Below are 19076 nucleotides of genomic sequence, written 5' to 3'. Positions count from 1 at the left end.
AATTATATTTGTCTATTTTTTGACGTACATGCGCCCGCTTACATAAATCATTATAAACAATTTTCAAACACATTGGTACAGAAAAAAGCCAAATTTCTTCTTTTAGTATAGCGCTTTCGCAGCCGTGCTGGCAATCATTTTGATTTTAGCATATGCCCTTCTGTAGCAGCAGGAGAAAAACCGTTGAAAAATCTTTCTTCCAACGGTTTTTACATGTTTAAGCAAATTCCACCCGGCTAAAAACTGTTTGTCACCCATTCGACGATTTTCATGGCCATCCAGGCAATGCCGGCGCCGATCAGCGGCCCGACCGCAACCCCTTTAAACAAAGAAACGGCGAGAATGGTGCCAAGCACGAGCGCCGTCGTAATTTGCGGATCGCTCGCAAGCAGGGTGATACCGTTTTTGGCCAGAAGCGCGACAATGATACCGGATGCAAGTGCAATCCATGCATACGGCGATTTGAGCGATTCATACAAATCTTTAAAGCCGATCTGTCCGGTTGCAATCGGCACAAGGACGGCGATCGTAATAATGGTGACGCCCCAGTTGATCCCTTTCGACTGGACGGTTGAAAAAATTTTCGCATCCAGCCCTGCCACTTTCAGGACAAGCAGCACGATAACAGAAATGATTAACGATTGGTTTTTTGCCGCAAATCCGATCGCTAAAAGCAGCAGCAAAAATAAATACGGCTGGTACATAAGCATCCCTTCTTTCATGCTGAAAATCTTTTGGTGCCGGGTATTTTTTCTGAATTTTTGGTAAAGGTGGAAATAGAAAATCTATCAAAAAAAACGGCTTTTTCTTTGTTTTACGCCCCCCGCCGTGTAAAATAATAACATATTAACGAATACAGGAGGGTCAGACTTGAATTCTGTTTACATACACCGCGCGCTGCGGGGCCTTTTTGTTGCACTGTGCATCCTGGTTGGCTTTTTTGCGGTTTATCTGGCTGTAAAATACGCTTATCCGTTTATTATTGCGCTGTTGATCGCGCTTATGATCAACCCGCTCGTCAATTTTCTGGACAAAAAGGTAAGGCTTCCGCGGGCGCTTGCTGTTTTGATATCCCTGATTCTGATCATTGGCGTCTTTGTCGGCATCATTACGCTGCTTGTTGCCGAGATCGTAACGGGGGCGAATTACCTTGCTGACGTTTTGCCGGAGCATGTCCAGACGCTTGTCAATTATTCGGAATCGCTTGTCACCGCCCAAGTTTTACCGCTGTACGACCAGCTGGCGGGCCTCCTTAAAAATCTCGATGCAGGCCAGCAGGAAACGATCGTGCAAAACATTCAGGCGGCCGGGCAAAAGATCGCTTCTTCAGCAGGTGATTTCCTATCCGGGCTGTTTAAAAAACTGCCGGGGCTTGTTTCCTGGATTCCAAATGCGGCAACCGTGCTGATTTTTGCCCTGCTTGCAACGTTTTTCATCAGCAAGGACTGGAACCAGTTGACAGGCAAAGGAAAGCTGTTACTGCCGAAAAAAGCAAGAAAAAGCGGGATCACCGTGTTTGCCGACCTCCGCAATGCGCTTTTCGGTTTTGTCCGTGCTGAATTGACACTGATTTCCATGACACTTGTCATTGTGCTGATCGGGCTTTTGATTTTGCGCGTGGATTACGCGATTACAATCGCCCTTGTTTGCGGCATTGTCGATATTTTGCCGTATTTGGGAACGGGCGTTGTGTTTGTCCCCTGGATCATTTACGAATTCATTACCGGCAGCCTGCCGCTTGCGATCGGTCTTACCGTCCTTTACATTGTCGTGATCGTGCAAAGGCAGATTATGGAGCCGAAAATTTTATCGTCCAGCATCGGAATGAATCCACTCGCAACGCTTATCGCCCTGTTTATTGGCTTTAAAACAGTCGGGTTCCTTGGCTTGATTCTCGGGCCGATTACACTCGTGTTGCTGACCGCGCTGATCCGCGCCCATGTATTCCATGACATTTGGAACTATATTATGGGCAAAAAAACAATATAAAAAACGCAGAGACCGGATGCCTCTGCGTTTTTTTGTTTATTTACAATACAGTCGCATGGCCGTTGTAAACCGAGCCGGTTGCTGCATCTACCGTAACTTCCTGCCCGTCTTTAAAAATGGAAACGGCTTTTTCAACGCCGACAATGACCGGAATGCCGACATTGATGCCAACAACTGCAGCATGGCTTGTCAAGCCGCCTTCTTCCGTAATGAGCGCGGCGCATTTTTCAATGGCCGGCATGATTTCTTTGTCGGTCGTTCTCGTGATGAGCACACAGCCTTCTGTTGCTTTTGCGTTTGCTTCTTCTGGGCTTTCAGCAACAACGATCGGACCAAATGCCGATTTTCTACCGATTCCCTGGCCTTTTGCCAATATATCGCCGATCAGGTGCACTTTCATCAGGTTGGTTGTGCCTTTCCCGCCAACAGGGACGCCGGCTGTGATAATCACAAGGTCGCCGTGATGGACGATATCGGATTTCAATGCTTCATCCACTGCGATTTCAAGCATTTCATCCGTATTGTTAGCCTTTGTGCCCAATTGCGGGTATACGCCGGACACAACGGTTAAGCCGCGCTGCACTTTCGGATCGCTCGTGACAGCAATAATCGGGGCTGCCGGGCGGTATTTGGAGATCATGCGCGCCGTATAGCCGCTTTCGGTTGGCGCAATAATGGCATTCACATCAAGATTTAAAGCCGTATGGGCAACGGACTGGCAAATGGCGTCTGTCATATTATGGTCCGTGCTCTTGCTGCGTTTGTTCAGAATATCGCGGTGGTTAATCGCTTTTTCCACATGGACCGCGATATTGTACATCGTTTTAACCGCTTCAGCAGGATATTTTCCGGCTGCTGTTTCGCCGGAAAGCATGATTGCATCCGTGCCGTCGAAAATGGCGTTGGCCACGTCGCTTGCTTCTGCGCGGGTCGGACGCGGGTTGCGCTGCATCGAATCCAGCATTTGCGTTGCGGTAATGACCGGTTTACCGAGCGTATTGCATTTTCTGATCATCTCTTTTTGCACGAGCGGTACCGCTTCGGTCGGAATTTCAACGCCGAGGTCACCGCGGGCAACCATTAAGCCGTCCGACACAGCAAGGATTTCATCGATGTTGTCGACGCCTTCCTGGTTTTCAATTTTAGGGAAAATTTTCACATGTAAAGCATCGTGTTCTTCAAGAAGCTGGCGAATTTCCAAAACGTCAGACGGCCGGCGTACAAATGAAGCCGCAATGAAGTCAATGCCTTGTTCAAGCCCGAACAGGATATCGCTCACGTCTTTTTCGGTAATGCCCGGAAGGTTCACGGAAACACCCGGGACGTTGACACCTTTTTTGTTTTTCAAAACGCCGCGGTTCAGTACTTTTGTATGGATTTCACCGGCGTTTTTATCGATGGCCGTCACTTCTAGTTCAATCAAACCGTCGTCAAGCAGAATTTTAGAGCCAACGTGCACATCATCAATCAGCCCTTCATAGGTGACCGAAAATTTTTCCGTTGTCCCGAGCACTTCTGTCATTGAAATGACCGGCGTCATGCCTTCAACGAGCTCAAATCCGCCGTCTTTCATATCGTGGGTGCGGATTTCCGGTCCCTTTGTATCAAGCAAAAGCCCGATCGTTTTGTTTTGGTTTTTTGCAGCTTCGCGGATATTTTTAATCCGGGCAAGATGTTCCTCGTGGCTGCCGTGCGAGAAGTTCAGGCGGCAAACATCCATCCCGTTTGCCATTAATCTTTCAAGCATTTCCACACTTTCACTGGCAGGCCCGATAGTACATACAATTTTGGTTTTTTTCATTCTATTTCCTCCTAAACAACGTTAGATTGACAATTCTTTCGACAGCTTATACATGTTTTGATTAATGGCGTGCGGTTTCCCGAGAATCTCAAGGATGTCATGGTCAACCAGCTGGTTATTTTGAATACCGACAGCGCGGCCCCCTTTTCCTTCGAGCAGCAGTTCAACAGCCCTTGCGCCGAGGCGGCTTGCAAGCACGCGGTCAAATGCAGTCGGAGAACCGCCACGCTGGATATGGCCGAGAACGGAAACGCGGGTATCACCGATCGCACCAGTTTTTTTCAATTTTTCCGCAAACTCGTTACCACTCATCACGCCTTCCGCGACGATGATAATGCTGTGGCGTTTGCCACGTTTTTTCCCTTGTTCAAGGCGATCCACGACATCTTTCAAATCAAACTTTTCTTCCGGTACAATAATCGATTCAGCCCCGCCGGCAAGACCGGACCAAAGCGCGATATCCCCGGCATTTCTGCCCATGACTTCAATAATAAAGGTCCGTTCGTGGGAAGAAGCGGTATCGCGAATTTTGTCAATCGCATCCAGAACAGTGTTCAGCGCTGTATCAAAACCAATTGTAAAATCCGTACCTGGGATGTCGTTGTCGATTGTCCCCGGCACACCGATGCAGTTGAAACCTTGTTCTGTCAGTTTTTTCGCTCCCTGATAGGAACCGTCCCCGCCGATCACAACGAGGGCTTCAATGCCATGGTCTTTCAGCTGCCGGATCGCTTTTTGCTGCCCTTCCGGTGTTTTGAATTCTTCGCTTCTTGCCGACTGCAAAACCGTGCCGCCGCGTTGGAGAATATCGCCGACAGATCCCGCTTCAAGCTTTTGGATGTTACCTTGAATCAACCCGTTATAGCCCTGGTGAATGCCGTAAACTTCCAGGCCGTGGTAAATCCCTTTACGGGTAATCGCGCGGACTGCGGCATTCATCCCTGGTGCATCGCCGCCGCTTGTTAATACTCCAATTCGCTTCATATGATTCACCTCTGTATATGTAATTCTCTTGGCAGGCCGGTATTTCAATCAAGCAAAGTAATTATAGTATCGCCAAGTCTGCCTTCGAATATATCTAAAATACCACTTTAAAAGCATGTTCACAATCGATCATGAAAAAGTAAAAATTTTAAAAATGTGCGTTTATGAACAAACTGTGTCGGAATAATATGAATACGTTACCAATTCTCCTGTCTTCCCTGCCTGCCATGCAAACGGCGTTCTTTTTTCTTTTCCCGGTTTCCATGCCGGTAAACCAGGATCTGAATTTTCTTTTCAACCACTTAGAAGAAAGGGGATCCTATATAAATTGAACTAAACATTACTACTTGTTTATGTGCTGCCATCCCGATCGTCATTGATTTTGGTACGAAAAACTTAAGTTCATTTTATATAGCTGGAAAGCAGAACGCCAAAATTTTGGCCTGCATCCGTTACACCATGTAAAAAGCGAGGCAACCGGTGATGGATGCCGGTTGCCTGGGTGCTTTTTTCGGCTATTGGCGGGCAAACTGTTCGAGCGTTGAAAATACGCCAATTTTACGGTATTTTTCGTACCTTTTTTCCACCAGTTCTTCAGGGGCATATGCCCGCAGCTCCTTTAATGATGCGGCAAGCACAGGGCGCATCAGCTCTGCCTGCGCTCTCGGATCTTTATGTGCGCCGCCTTTTACTTCCGGAATCAGTTCATCGATAATACCCAGTTCTTTCAGCTCGGGCGCGGTCATCTTCATGGTGGCGACGGCCCGTTTTGCCTGCGACACATCTTTCCATAAAAGCGCCGCGGCGGATTCCGGTGAAATCACTGAGAACCATGCATTTTCGAGGACATGGATATGGTCGCCGACGCCAATGCCGAGCGCACCGCCGCTGGCCCCTTCACCGATAATCAGGCAGATGATCGGAACGCTCAACCCGGACATTTCAAACAGATTGCGCGCGATCGATTCAGCGATGCCCCTTTCTTCCGCTGCTTTTCCCGGATACGCACCTTTTGTGTCGATGAAGCTGATAATCGGGCGTTTAAATTTTTCCGCCTGCTTCATTAGCCGCATTGCTTTCCGGTAGCCTTCCGGGTGTGGCATGCCGAAATTGCGGCGGATGTTTTCTTTTGTGTCTTTCCCCCGCTGCTGGCCGATCACGGTGACAGGAAGGCCCTCAAATTTTGCGATCCCGCCGACAACCGCCCCGTCGTCGCCGTATACACGGTCGCCGTGGAGCTCAAGAAAATCGGTAAAAAGATATTGAATATAGTCCAATGATGTCGGCCGTTCGGGAAAACGCGCAATCTGGATTCTGTCCCACGGATCCATATTTTCGTAAATTTCCTCTTCCAGCCGGGAAAGCCTTGCTTCCAGTTTTTCAATCTCGCTTGACAAATCGACATCCGACTGTTTTGTAAATTCCTTTAGCTCGGCAATTTTGCGTTTCAGCTCAATGACCGGTTTTTCAAATTCAAGTTCATTCACCATTGTAGTTCACCTGCGTTTGTTGGTTGATGGATGTCCAGAATGCCTGCCAATGTTTTTTTCAGGTCATGGCGTTTCACAACCGCATCGAGCTGGCCGTGTTCAAGAAGAAATTCTGCAGTCTGGAAAACTTCAGGAAGTTCTTCGCGGATCGTCTGTTCAATGATGCGGCGGCCGGCAAAACCGATCAACGCGCCGGGCTCCGCAAGATTGATATCCCCGAGCGATGCAAAGCTTGCGGTCACGCCGCCTGTTGTCGGATGAGTCATCACGGTTACCGTTAACCCGCCGTGGCGGCTGAACCTTTCGAGCGCCGCGCTCGTTTTCGCCATCTGCATTAAAGAATAGATCCCTTCCTGCATGCGGGCGCCCCCTGAGGCCGTGAAAATGATAAACGGCACATGGAGCCTGTCTGCTTCTTCGATGGCGCGCGTAATTTTTTCGCCGACAACCGAGCCCATGCTGCCCATCCGGAATTGTGCATCCATGACACTAAGCACGACCGGCCTTTCCTGAATGTTGCCCTTACCTGTCAGTACCGCTTCATTCAAGTTTGTTTTTTTGCGGTCTTTTTCCAGTTTTTCAAGGTAACCCGGAAACGCAAGCGGGTTTTTGGAAACAAGCCCGCGGTCGAACTCTTCAAACGTTCCTTCATCCAGCAGGCTTTCCACCCTTTCATAAGCGGTCATTTGATAATGGTAGCCGCAATGGAGGCAGACTTTTAAATTCTTCTGCAGTTCTTTTGTATACATAATTTTGCCGCACTTCGGGCATTTTGACATGATCCCTTCAGGAACTTCCTGCTTTGTATGGTCTGAAGGGATAGTCGCATATTTTCGCTTTTTCGGTTTAGAAAAAAAATCTTTCAGCAAATCTTACCCCTCCTGTATCTGGCACCGGAACCACCGGGCAAGCCGGCGGTTTTTCTGCCGAAGTACCGGCAAATGGCGTTTTCCCGTACCGGCAAAAAGGCGGCTTTTTTTCCGGCATCTGATGCTTATTTGCCAATTTCGGAAAGCTGTTTCGTTTTTTCGCGGATTTCTTCCGGGCTCACCTGGATGCGGGCGACACCGGTTTCCATCGCCGCTTTTGCAACAGCTGCCGCAACCGCCGGCGCAACACGCGGATCAAACGGGCGCGGAATGACATAATCCGCATTCAGTTCATGTTCATCAATTAAACCGGCGATCGCGTGGACAGCGGCTTGTTTCATCTTTTCATTAATATGCGTGGCGCGCACATCCAATGCCCCCCTGAAAATACCCGGGAAGGCGAGGACATTGTTGACCTGGTTTGGAAAATCGGAGCGGCCTGTGCCAATGACTTTCGCGCCGGCCGCTTTGGCATCTGCCGGCATGATTTCCGGATTCGGATTGGCCATTGCAAAAATAATCGGATCTTTTTTCATTGACTGCACCATTTCTTTTGTCAGCGCCCCTTCCACGGAAACGCCGATAAAAACATCCGCTTCTTTGATCACATCCGCCAGGCTGCCTGCTGCTTTGTCACGGTTTGTATATTTGGCCACTTCGGATTTCACCTTGTTCATTCCGAACGGGCGCCCTTCATAAATTGCCCCTTTGGAGTCGCACATGATAATATCGCGGACGCCAAAGTTGTAAAGCAGTTTGATGATCGCGATGCCGGCAGCACCCGCGCCGCTTGCCACCACTTTAATTTCAGACATTTCTTTGCCAACGAGTTTTAAAGCGTTCACGAGCCCTGCAGCCGTTACAATCGCCGTCCCGTGCTGGTCATCGTGAAAAACAGGAATATTCATTTCCTTCTTCAGCTTTTCTTCAATGACAAAGCAGTTCGGCGCGGCGATATCCTCCAGATTCACGCCGCCGAAAACCGGTTCCAGTCGTTTCACCGTCTCCACGATTTCATCAATATCTGTCGTATCGAGGCAAATGGGAAAGGCATCGACGCCGGCAAAGCTTTTGAACAAAATCGCCTTGCCTTCCATGACCGGGAGTGCGGCTTCAGGGCCGATATTTCCAAGCCCGAGAACGGCGGTGCCGTCCGTTACAACCGCGACCATATTGCCTTTCATCGTATATTCATAGACCGTTTCCGGTTTGTCGTAGATCATTTTGCAAGGCTCAGCCACACCGGGCGAATAGGCCAGGCTCAGATCCTTTGCATTTTTGACGGTGACTTTTGACTTGGATTCCAATTTCCCTTTGTGTTCGCGGTGCATATGTAACGCTTCTTCCCGCAATGACATGAACCTCACTCCCCCGTTTTCACTGCACGATATGCGGTTTCTTACTCACAAGCCTATTAAACAATATAACATATTTAATCTAGAGAGAAAAACTTATTTCAATATGACATTTCCTTCACCAAGCAGTTCCGTAAGCTTTCCGAGGCATGCTTCCTCCGCCCGGACCCGGTTTTTTTCCGGAAGCCGGATCGTTTTCCGTTCCGCTTCATAATGAAGAATGACCGGCGAGTCCCCCGGAAAAGCGTCAAGCACCTGCTTCACTTGAACAAGCAGCATGCGGTCCTTTCCAGCCGGAATCTTTAAATATAACGTGGCACCGGTCGGCATGCTGCGGAACGGGCTGGCATCTTCGAGCGCCCGGGCAATCACCTGCTTTTTGCCGTTCCTGTTTTCAACATTTCCTTCCACGACCACAATCAACCCTTTTTGGCATAACGGGCTGTATTTTTTAAAGACATCCGGAAAAACAACACATTCTATCTCATCCGTTTCGTCACTCATGCGCAAAAATGCCATCAGGCTGCCTTGTTTTGTGCGGATCGTTCTTGTGTCCGTAATGCAGGCGCCAAACCGGATTTTTCTCATGCCGGGTTGAAGCTTGCTTACTGCAAGCACGCCGGCTTCGTCCCAACCCGGGCGGTACTGCCCGGCCGGATGCCCGGATAGATAGAGCCCCAAATATTGCTTTTCAAAGGCAAGCTTATCCATCAGTGAAATCGGCTCGGTTTCCACATAATTTGGTTCAATGCTGAACGCTTCATCCTCAAAGAACAGATCCGCCTGCCCGTCATCCGGCTTCATAATCTCCGCGTGCTCAAGGGCGACATCAATGCTGGCAAGCAAAACTGCCCTGTCTTTTCCAAACTCATCCATCGCGCCTGAGAATGCAAACGCCTCTAAAATTTTCCGGTTCAGCCCTTTCACCCGCAGGACAAGATCAAACAGGCTTTTAAACGGGCGCCGTTTTCTTTCTTTAAGCAGCTCTTTGATGGAGGCGTATCCGATCCCTTTTATCGCGGCAAGGCTATAACGGATGGCGCCGTTTTCCACGGTAAACGGATAATGGCTGTGCTGCACGGAAGGCGGCAAAACCCGGATCCCCATCTGCTGCGCTTCGCGAATATACTGGGCAATTTTATCCTCGTTGCCGATCACGCTCGTCAAAAGGCTTGCCATAAAATAGAGCGGGTAATGGGCTTTTAAATAGGCGAGCCGGCAAGCGAGCATGCTGTAAGCGACGGCATGGCTGCGGTTAAAACCATAATTGGCGAAGCGGACGATAAAATCATAAATAGTATTCGCCGTTTTTCTCTCATATCCTTTTTTTTGCGCGCCATTTATAAAATGCAGCCGCTGTTCGTCCAGGATTTCCCTTTTCTTTTTGCTGACGGCACGGCGGAGCAAATCCGCCTCCCCGAGTGAAAAGCCCGCCATCTTTGAAGCGATCTGCATAATTTGTTCCTGGTAGACAATCACACCGTATGTTTTTTCCAAAATCGGCTGGAGGTCGGGATGCGGATATTCGACCGGTTTCAACCCGTGTTTCCGCTCAATATAGGCCGGGATGTTTTCCATCGGCCCGGGCCGGTACAGCGCATTGACCGCGACAATGTCTTCAAATTCAGTCGGTTTAAGCCGCTCGAGCACTTTCCGCATGCCGTCCGACTCGAACTGGAAGATCCCGGTCGTATTGCCCGAACTAAAAAGGCGGAATGTCTGTGGATCATCGAGCGGTACATCCTGGAGGCGGATTTTTCTCCCCATCCCCTTTTCAATCCCCGTGAGGATATGCTCAAGGATGGTTAAATTCCGCAAGCCGAGAAAATCCATTTTCAAAAGCCCGATTTCTTCGAGATGGTTCATCGGATACTGGGTTAAAAAGATGCCGTCATGCCCTTCCTGCACCGGGATGATTCCCGTAAGCGGTTCCCCACTGATAATGACGCCGGCTGCATGGGTCGAAACATGGCGCGGCAATCCTTCCAAAAGCAGGGCCGTTTCAAAAAGCTTGCGGTGCTGATCCGATTGGCCGATCCATTCCCGAAAGGCGCTTGATGCTTCATACGCTTTTTTAAGCGTCATGCCAGGCTGTGACGGGATGAAGCGCGACAACTGTTCAAGTTCTTTTGCGCTGAGACCGAATATCCGGGCTACATCCCGGGCTGCGGCTTTCGCAGCAAATGTGCCGAATGTGATGATCTGCGCGACATGCTGTCTGCCGTATTTTTCCGCAACGTAGCGAATCATCTCGTCCCGCTTGTGATCCGGAAAATCGCTGTCAATATCCGGCATGGAAATGCGCTCCGGATTTAAAAACCGTTCAAACAAAAGCCCGTATTGCACCGGATCGACGTCGGTAATATAAAGCGCGTATGCGACAAGGGAGCCGGCAGCGGAACCGCGCCCCGGCCCGGTAAGAATCCCGTGCTCCCTCGCATATTTCATAAAATCCCAGACAATAAGGAAATAGTCGCTGAACTGCATTTCCTGAATGATTTTTAATTCATACTCCAGCCGGTCTGTATACCGTTCTTCCAGATTCGGAACGCGTGCTGCAAGGCCTTTTCGGCATACTTCTTCTAAGAAGGCATCCGCCGTCTGCCCGCCCGGAACCGGAAATGCCGGCAGCAGCCGCTGTCCCGTTTTGATTTCCACAGAGCAGGCATCTGCAATTTTTTCCGTATTGGCCAAAGCTTCCGGGAAATCGGCAAAAAGCTGTTCCATTTCCTCTTGCGGCTTAAAGTCGTGCGTGCCGCTTTCCGGGCGCGGCCGGTTTTCATCCGTCAGTTTCACCCCAGCTTTGATCGCGCGCAACACTTCATGAGAAAAAGCATCTTCCTTTTTTAAGTATTTCACATTTGCGGCCGCCACTTCTGGGATACCCAGTTTTTCCGAGAGCGCGTGCATATCGGGAAGCACTTTCTTAGCTTGCACTGTCCCGTTGTTTTCAAGTGCAAGATAAAAGCTCGGCCCGAAAATGTCCCGGTATAAAACTGCAACCTCTTCTGCACGCGCTTCATCTCCCCTAAGTAGCGCCTGTTCGATTTCCCCTTCAAGCCCCGGCGTAAAGGCGATCAGGCCGTCGCTGTAGGCGCGCAGCCATTTGATAAAAATGCCGGGTTCGGGTCTCGTCTGGATGGCACTTGAGATTTTCATCAAATGCCGGTAGCCGGTTTCGTTTTTGGCAAGCAACACAACCGGATAGGCTGTGTCAGGTTCAAACGAACTCATGATATCCGCTGTCATGCCGATAATGGGTTTAATGCCATTTTCGCGGCAAGCCTTGTAAAAAGGAAAGGCCCCGTACATCACATTGCGGTCCGTGATCGCAAGGGTGTCGTAATGAAGCGCTTTTGCGTACGCCGCCCATTCAGGGATGGAGATCGTACTTTCCAGCAGGCTGTAGGCCGTTTGGACCTGTAAATGGACAAAACGCATGGTAAACTGCCTCCTATTCGTACCTGTACATGATTCTTATTATACATGTTTTCACGCGAGCAAAAAAGAAGATACGTTCGATTTCATACAGGCATGCATTGTCCCATATATTGTTAGTAATGAAGAAAAGATGGGGATGGTTCGGTTGAGCGAAGGATTTTTTCCCGCATTTTTCAACAGCTATTTTATCGCATTCGGCGTAATGTTCGGCGGCGCCTTGATCGGGGGACTCGCTTCGTTCATTACCGGCGAGCCGCTTTTGACGGAAATTTCGAAGATTGCGCGTGACCTCCGCATCTGGGCGATCATTGCCGCCATCGGGGGGACGTTCGATACCGTTTACAGCTTTGAAAAAGGATTTTTGGAAAGCGAGACGATGGTATTGTTCAAGCAGCTGCTTTTAATTCTGTCGGCCATGGGCGGTGCCAAAACGGCCGCGCTCATTATTTCATGGATAACCCAGGAGAATGTGCTATGAGAATCCCGCCGCTTTACCGGAAACCGGGCTGGCAGCGGTTCATGGCCGGATTTATCGTGGGCGGGTGCATCTGCTGGCTGATTTTTCTGTACATGTTCGGTGTCATGCAGGAAAGGCAGGCGCAAATGATTGAACGACAGGAAAAAACGATCCAGGATTTGCAACAGGAAAAGGCGATCTGGCAGGAAGACTATAAAAAGCTCAATCAAAAAAATGAAAAGCTCCTGACCATCCAGCGTATTGACGTGAAAATCAGCAACTACGAAAAATATGACATTCACGATTCACAAAGCATTTTTGAAGCAGAAGAGGATATTAAACATGACTTAAGCCCGCTGATTGCAAAAAATTTAAAAACCGCTTATTTGAACAAAGACTTGATCACCCGCATGCTTGAAAACAAAGTCATTAAAATCAACCACCGCCGCTATACTTTCGAAGTGCGGGACATTTTGTTTTACTCCGTTGTCCGCGTCCACCTGAATTTAAAGCTGGCAGACTAAAAGAAGGCAAATCCGCTTTTCCGGCGGTTCTGCCTTCTTTTTTTACCCTTCCTTGCAGAGCGCGATTAATTCCTTTTTTACCGCCTCTGCCGTTTCCCACGAATACGCGGTGGCCCCGGCCGCAAGCGGATGCCCGCCGCCGCCGTATTTGCGGGCCAGCTCATTGATGGCAGGGCCTTTGGAGCGGAAACGGAGGCGGATTTGGCCTTCTTCTTCGATAAAGAAGCACCAGGCTTTAAGCCCTTTAATATCGCCGAGCGTGGTGACAAGCTGGGAGGCTTCGCGCACCGTTACGCCGAATTTTTCAATCAGTTCTTTTTTCAGCACGACGATGGCCGCCCCGTGCTCAAGAATGTCCAGGTTCTGGTAGATATACCCTTGCAGCCTGGCCACACTTGGTTCAATCTCGTACATCTTGTTAAAGAGCGCTGTCCGGTCAAAATGGTAATGGATCAGTTCTCCGGCATAGTCAAATGTTTTTTCCGTCGCACTCGGATACAAAAACCGGCCCGTATCCCCGACAATGCCGGCAAACAGCAGCCTTGCCGCGGCATCTGTCATCCTGAGCCCTTCTTCTTTCCCCGATAAGTAAAACTCATAAATCATTTCGCTGACAGAGGACGCGTCTTCATCGACCCACTGCAAATCCCCGTAAGCATCATGGTTCGGGTGATGGTCGATTTTGATCAGCCTTTCCCCCAGATGGAAACGCTGGTCGCTGATCCGCTCGCGGTTCGCGGTATCACAAACGATGACAAGCGCCCCGCGGTACGTTTCATCGGAAATCCTGTCCATCCTATTCAAGTAGGCGAGGTCCGGTTCATCATCGCCCACGATGTAAATGTTTTTATCCGGAAAAGACGCCTTCAATATTTCCGCAAGTCCCCCCTGCGATCCATATGCATCCGGATCAGGCCGGACATGGCGGTGGATGATGATCGTGTCAAAAAGCTTGATCGTCTGTAAAATTTTTGTTTTCATCTTACTCCCCGTTTCTCTGGCAAGTTCTTTTTTCATTTTGTAAAATAGAAGAAAATACTGACAACCCAATTTGGAGGTGCACGATGCCGATCCTTGCCGTTTTGATTCTCGCATCCCTTTGCGTGTATGTATATTTTAAACTAAAATACATCCGCAGCCTTTTAGCGATGGAAAAAAAGGTGTTCTCTGCCAAAGCCAATATGGCGCTCGGTTCGTTTATTTTTTTGTTCGGCGTGAATGAATTGTTTCTGTTTCACACTGCCGTCACCTATGCCATCGCAGCCATTTTTATCGCGCTCGGGCTGTTCAATATCGCAGGTGGTTTCAAAAGACTGCAGTTTTACCGGCCCGAAATGCAGAAAGAAAGAAACGAATCGCGGCGCACACTGTAAAAAGGAGTGGGCACGTACCGTTATCTTTCAATCAGTTGGCACATCAGCAGGGCTTTACCAACAAGGCTGCCTTGGTTGAAGACTTCGACATCAATTTTGGCAAATTTCCGGCCGGAATCGAGAATTTTCGGTACAATCCGGATCATACTTTCGAGCTGGACTGGTTTGATAAAATAGACCGTTAAACTTTCGATGATCATTTCGCCTTTTTTTCTGGAGCGCAAAAAGCGGTTGGTCGTTTCGTGCACGAGTGTCGTGAATACACCATATGAAATCGTCCCTAAAGGGTTGGTCATTTGCGGCGTCACTTCAAACTGGTAATCATCCGGGTCTTCCGTTTTGGCCGATGATGCATCAAGCTGGGTCGTGACGATATTGTCGATCGTTTCCCCGACTTGCGGCTGGCGCTGTGTCATTTGCAGCTCCTTTAAGACGTCCTGGCGGCTGACAATCCCCCTCAGCCGGTTAAAATCGTCGGTCACCGGCAAGATTTCGATCCCTTCCCAGACCATCATATGGGCAACAGATGTAACGCTTGTTTTTTCGCTGACCGTAATCGGATTTTTCGTCATCACTTTCTCGATGCTTAAGTGCGTGTCGGTTTCCATCACGTCTTTTGAAGTAATAATACCCGCCACCTTTAAATTGCGGTCGACAACAGGAAAGCGCGAGTGGCCTGTTTCCCGTTTTTTGCGGTACCAGTCCTGAACCGTGTCCGTTGTATTCAAATAAGCCGTTTTTTCAATCGGTGTTAAAATATCTTCAACGAGAATAATTTCTTTTTTGATCAGCTGGTCATAGACAGCACGATTAATCATCGTCGCAACGGTAAACGTGTCGTAGCTCGTCGAGATGATCGGCAGCGATTTTTCATCCGCAATTTTTTTTACATAATCTTTCGTATCAAATCCGCCGGTGATCAAAACGGCAGCTCCTGACCTTAACGCCAGTTCATGCGCGTCCGTGCGGTTTCCGACAATGAGCAGGCTCCCCGGATCCGTATACTTCGACATCGCCTCAAGCTCCATGGCGCCGATCACGAATTTTGTAAGCGTTTTATGCAAGCCGGATTTTCCGCCCAGCACCTGGCCGTCGATAATATTGACGACTTCCGAAAAGGTCAGCTTTTCAATGTTCTCTTTTTTCTTCTGCTCAATCCGGATGGTGCCGACCCGTTCAATCGTGCTGACATACCCTTTTATTTCAGCATCTTTAATGGCGCGGTAGGCGGTCCCTTCACTGACATTCAGCGCTTTTGCAATCTGGCGGACGGATATTTTTTCCCCGACCGGCAGCTCATTGATATATTGTAAAATCTGTTCGTGCTTTGTCGCCATTTTTTCACCTTCTTTCCGTTTTTGTCCGCTTTCAAGGAATATGTATGGAGCAATCTGTATATTTCTATTATAGATGGAAAAAGGGGGAAAGGGCAATCAGGCACCTTTATCTTTCCATCATGGAAAAGGGGAAGTGCGGCCGGCACTTTTTCAGCACATGCCGGCTGCAAGCGAACCCCTGTATTTACCAATCTTGGGCCTCTGTTACAATTCGATCGCATCTCCGGCTTTCATAATTTTACCGTTTACGCCGTCGAGCAAATCGATAAATTTCTGCGGATCCTGCTGAATGAGCGGGAACGTATTGTAATGGATCGGCACGACCGTTTTCGCCTGCAAAAATGTTGCCGCCACTGCTGCGTCTTCCGGTCCCATCGTGAAGTTGTCGCCGATCGGAAGAAATGCAAGATCAATCGGATGGCGTTCGCCGATTAATTTCATATCCGAGAACAGCCCGGTATCACCGGCGTGGTAGATCGTTTTCCCTTCCGCCATCAGCAAAACGCCCGTCGGCATCCCGAGGTAAACGATTTCTTTCTTTTCGTCATCCACAACCGCCGAGCCGTGGAACGCCTGGGTAAGCTTCACTTTCCCGAAATCAAACTGGTACGAGCCACCGATATGGAGCGGATGCGTATTCAACCCTTTCCAGGCAAAGTAATTTGCGATTTCATTATTGGCAATAATAAGCGCATTCTTTTTGCGGGCAAGCGTTTCTGTATCCCCGATATGATCGCCGTGCCCATGTGTGAGAATAATCACATCCGGGCTTTCTTCCTCCACTTTCAGGTCTGTCTGGCTGTTGCCGGTAATAAATGGATCAAAGAGTATCGTTTTGCCCTCCGTTTCCACTTTTACAATCGAATGGCCGTGAAAAGAAACTTTCATCAACATATCACTCCTTTTAAAAATTTGTACGGCTTTTAGGGGCCACTTTCATTATATTATTTCTTTGTCCCGTAATCCTGCCTCGCGCTTCACCTGTAGCATCTTAACTTGTTTTTTGCTATGCTAGTAACGTCTGATAAGGAGATGAATGGAATGAATAAGCGTTTAGCAAGTGTGGCGGCGTGGCTGAAAGCGGAAAAGACCGATGCCGCTTTTATTACATCGCCCGACAATGTCTTTTATTTGAGCGGTTACCGCAGCGACCCACACGAAAGGCTGCTCGGCATTTGCGTATTCCAGGAAAAAGAGCCGTTTCTCGTCTGCCCGGCAATGGAGGCGTATGACGCGAAAAAAGCCGGCTGGGAATATGACATTCTCGGCATCCAGGATACGGATAACGCGTGGGATTTGGTTGCGGAAGAAATACGCGGGCGAATCGGTGATGTCCATACGTTAGCGATTGAAAAAGAGCATTTGAACGTGGAACGGTTCGAAGCGCTGAAAGAACGGTTTGGCGGCGCCCGCTTTACCGCTGCTGAAGAAAAACTGCGCATGATGCGCCTTATTAAAGATGAGCATGAACGGAAGATTTTAAGGGAAGCGGCTGCTTTTGCCGACCTGGCCGTTGAAACGGGCATCCGCGAAATTAAAGAAGGGAAAACCGAACTTGAAATCGTGGCAGCCATTGAATTTGCAATGAAAGAAAAAGGGATTTCAGAAATGAGCTTCGCCACCACCGTCCTCTCAGGTGCGAAGGCGGCTTCCCCGCACGGCGTCCCCGGCCTTGACAAGATCGAAAAAGGGAATTTTGTCCTATTTGACCTTGGCGTTGTGCATCAAGGCTACTGTTCCGATATTACAAGGACGGTCGCATTCGGGGGGCTTAACGAAGAGCAAACCCGGATTTACGAAACGGTATTAAAAGCGGAAGAAGCGGCCGTTGCGGCAGCAAAACCGGGGGTAAAGGCAAAAGAGCTCGACTTGATTGCACGCCGCATCATTGAAGACGCGGGATACGGCGAATATTTTACACACCGGCTCGGCCACGGCCTCGGGATCAGCATCCACGAATATCCTTCTGTCACCCATACGAATGAGCTGGTGCTTGAAGAAGGGATGGTCTTCACGATCGAACCGGGGATATACGTGCCAGGGGTTGCCGGCGTCCGGATTGAAGATGACGTCTGCATTACAAAAACGGGTGCCGAAGTGCTGACAAAGTACCCGAAAGCCTTGCAATATGTTTAAAAAAGAAGCACAAGCGGCTTTCATGCTGCTTGTGCTTCTTTTTTTGTTCCGGCAATTCTTGCAGCCGGCTTTTCAAAACTTATTTTAAAAGCGTTTTCACATCTGTATAGGAGAGCCCGAGTGAATCGGCCACCGCTTGATATGTCACATGTCCTGACAGCGTATTGACCCCTTTTAACAGCGCTTCATTTTCCAAAACCGCTTTCTCATACCCCTTATTGGCAATTTGCACCGCGTACGGCACCGTCACATTGGTAAGGGCAATCGTCGATGTGCGGGCAACCGCGCCCGGAATATTTGCGACTGCATAATGGACGACATCATGCTTGATATAAACCGGATCATCATGTGTCGTGGCACGGTCTGTCGTTTCAAAACTGCCACCCTGGTCAATCGCAATATCCACGACAACAGAGCCCGGCTGCATCGCTTTGATCATCTCTTCCGTTACCAGTTTTGGCGCTTTTGCACCCGGGATCAGAACGGATCCGATGACAAGGTCCGCATCACGCACTGCTTCCGCAATATTGTATGGATTCGACATCAAGGTTGTAATTTTGCTGCCGAAAATGTCATCAAGCTGGCGCAAGCGATCCGGATTCAATTCGACAACGGTCACATCCGCCCCAAGGCCGATCGCGACTTTTGCCGCATTCGTTCCGGCAACCCCGCCGCCGATAATCGTAATCTTGCCTCTTTTGACGCCCGGTACGCCGGAAAGCAGGATCCCTTTTCCACCGTTATTTTTTTCAAGAAACTGTGCGCCAATCTGCGGCGCCATTCTGCCCGCCACCTCGCTCATCGGCGTCAGAAGCGGCAGCGAACGGTTGGCAAGCTGCACGGTTTCATAAGCAATGCCGGTCACTTTCTTTTTCAGCAGTTCTTCCGTAAGCTTTGGTGCTGCAGCAAGATGCAAATATGTAAATAAAATCATGCCTTCACGGAAATAGCGGTACTCGCTTTCGATCGGCTCCTTCACTTTCATAACCATTTCAAAAGACCACGCCTCACGAGCGGTCTCAACGATCCGGGCACCGGCTTTTACATATTCTTCATCACTAAACCCCGATGCAAGGCCCGCATTCTTTTCAATAAAAACTTCATGCCCCGCTTTGGTCAGGGTCACAACGCCGGCCGGGGTCATGGCCACACGGCTTTCATTGTTTTTAATTTCTTTTGGTACGCCAATTCGCATAGAAAGTTCCTCCTCTTGTTCGTGTTTTGCAATCCGTTTTCTTATTATTGTAAGAAAACATATCAAACGGTTGAAAACTTTCTTAAACATCTTTAGTGTAGCAAAAATTCCCTCTTTTTCCTATG

16 protein-coding genes are annotated in these 19076 nt (G+C 49.1%); 5 read left to right on the top strand and 11 right to left on the bottom strand.

Translation table 11 applies throughout. The annotated features are described in order from the left end of the window. Positions 1 to 236: 236 nt before the first annotated feature. Positions 237 to 704: a DUF441 domain-containing protein gene (locus tag ABR335_RS06575; RefSeq protein WP_014097750.1), complete on the bottom strand. Its 468-nt coding sequence runs from the start codon at positions 702 to 704 to the stop codon at positions 237 to 239. Positions 705 to 870: 166 nt separating this feature from the next. Here ABR335_RS06575 and ytvI point away from each other — a divergent pair, with 166 nt between their 5' ends. Then, positions 871 to 1989, top strand: a complete 1119-nt coding sequence (ytvI, locus tag ABR335_RS06570) for a sporulation integral membrane protein YtvI (RefSeq protein ID WP_061086530.1) — start codon at positions 871 to 873, stop codon at positions 1987 to 1989. A 40-nt stretch (positions 1990 to 2029) separates the two neighbouring features. Here the strand turns inward: ytvI and pyk are convergent, their stop codons facing one another. The 6 genes from pyk to dnaE all read right to left on the bottom strand — a co-directional run bounded on the left by pyk (position 2030) and on the right by dnaE (position 11929). Beyond that, complete coding sequence (gene pyk / locus ABR335_RS06565; RefSeq protein ID WP_061086531.1) at positions 2030 to 3790, bottom strand: pyruvate kinase; 1761 nt, start codon at positions 3788 to 3790, stop codon at positions 2030 to 2032. A gap of 21 nt (positions 3791 to 3811) precedes the next feature. After that, positions 3812 to 4774: a 6-phosphofructokinase gene (gene pfkA, locus ABR335_RS06560; protein ID WP_046721113.1), complete on the bottom strand. Its 963-nt coding sequence runs from the start codon at positions 4772 to 4774 to the stop codon at positions 3812 to 3814. A 515-nt stretch (positions 4775 to 5289) separates the two neighbouring features. Continuing rightward, a complete protein-coding gene (gene accA / locus ABR335_RS06555) occupies positions 5290 to 6264 on the bottom strand; it encodes an acetyl-CoA carboxylase carboxyl transferase subunit alpha (RefSeq protein ID WP_350346670.1) in 975 nt (324 codons plus the stop codon). Next, positions 6258 to 7133 carry an acetyl-CoA carboxylase, carboxyltransferase subunit beta gene (accD, locus tag ABR335_RS06550; protein WP_014097745.1) on the bottom strand — a complete coding sequence of 292 codons (876 nt, stop codon included), beginning with the start codon at positions 7131 to 7133 and terminating at the stop codon, positions 6258 to 6260. The genes accA and accD overlap by 7 nt, the downstream gene beginning before the upstream one ends. A gap of 125 nt (positions 7134 to 7258) precedes the next feature. Further along, entirely contained in the window at positions 7259 to 8491 is a 1233-nt protein-coding gene (locus ABR335_RS06545) for an NAD(P)-dependent malic enzyme (RefSeq protein ID WP_350346669.1), read from the bottom strand. A gap of 93 nt (positions 8492 to 8584) precedes the next feature. Further along, positions 8585 to 11929: a DNA polymerase III subunit alpha gene (gene dnaE / locus ABR335_RS06540; RefSeq protein ID WP_350346668.1), complete on the bottom strand. Its 3345-nt coding sequence runs from the start codon at positions 11927 to 11929 to the stop codon at positions 8585 to 8587. A 145-nt stretch (positions 11930 to 12074) separates the two neighbouring features. Between dnaE and ABR335_RS06535 the strand changes: the two genes are divergently transcribed. Beyond that, positions 12075 to 12407 carry a YtrH family sporulation protein gene (locus tag ABR335_RS06535; RefSeq protein WP_013859924.1) on the top strand — a complete coding sequence of 111 codons (333 nt, stop codon included), beginning with the start codon at positions 12075 to 12077 and terminating at the stop codon, positions 12405 to 12407. After that, positions 12404 to 12910, top strand: coding sequence for a sporulation membrane protein YtrI (gene ytrI / locus ABR335_RS06530; RefSeq protein WP_014097742.1), 507 nt, complete (start codon positions 12404 to 12406; stop codon positions 12908 to 12910). Before ABR335_RS06535 ends, ytrI begins: the two co-directional genes overlap by 4 nt. A 42-nt stretch (positions 12911 to 12952) precedes the next feature. Here ytrI and ABR335_RS06525 read toward each other — a convergent pair whose 3' ends face one another. Next, positions 12953 to 13891: a DHH family phosphoesterase gene (locus tag ABR335_RS06525; RefSeq protein ID WP_026683646.1), complete on the bottom strand. Its 939-nt coding sequence runs from the start codon at positions 13889 to 13891 to the stop codon at positions 12953 to 12955. An 83-nt stretch (positions 13892 to 13974) separates the two neighbouring features. On the opposite strand from ABR335_RS06525, the gene ABR335_RS06520 reads away from it, so the two are divergent. Then, complete coding sequence (locus ABR335_RS06520) at positions 13975 to 14283, top strand: YtpI family protein (protein ID WP_017551272.1); 309 nt, start codon at positions 13975 to 13977, stop codon at positions 14281 to 14283. 20 nt (positions 14284 to 14303) lie between these two features. Here ABR335_RS06520 and ABR335_RS06515 read toward each other — a convergent pair whose 3' ends face one another. Beyond that, positions 14304 to 15620, bottom strand: coding sequence for a CBS domain-containing protein (locus tag ABR335_RS06515; RefSeq protein ID WP_014097739.1), 1317 nt, complete (start codon positions 15618 to 15620; stop codon positions 14304 to 14306). 204 nt (positions 15621 to 15824) lie between these two features. Further along, on the bottom strand, positions 15825 to 16508 hold the full coding sequence (locus ABR335_RS06510) for a metal-dependent hydrolase (RefSeq protein ID WP_014097738.1): 684 nt from the start codon (positions 16506 to 16508) through the stop codon (positions 15825 to 15827). Positions 16509 to 16661: 153 nt separating this feature from the next. Between ABR335_RS06510 and ABR335_RS06505 the strand changes: the two genes are divergently transcribed. Continuing rightward, positions 16662 to 17756 (top strand): M24 family metallopeptidase, encoded by a 1095-nt coding sequence (locus tag ABR335_RS06505; protein ID WP_017551274.1) that lies wholly within the window; start codon positions 16662 to 16664, stop codon positions 17754 to 17756. 79 nt (positions 17757 to 17835) lie between these two features. Here ABR335_RS06505 and ald read toward each other — a convergent pair whose 3' ends face one another. Beyond that, a complete protein-coding gene (gene ald, locus ABR335_RS06500) occupies positions 17836 to 18951 on the bottom strand; it encodes an alanine dehydrogenase (protein ID WP_017551276.1) in 1116 nt (371 codons plus the stop codon). Positions 18952 to 19076: the final 125 nt, after the last annotated feature.

It is taken from the genome of Heyndrickxia faecalis, assembly GCF_040267745.1.
In the GTDB taxonomy this organism is placed as follows: domain Bacteria; phylum Bacillota; class Bacilli; order Bacillales; family Bacillaceae_C; genus Weizmannia; species Weizmannia faecalis.
The sequence above is the reverse complement of the archived record's forward strand: the minus strand, read 5'-3'. Positions and strand labels throughout refer to the sequence as shown.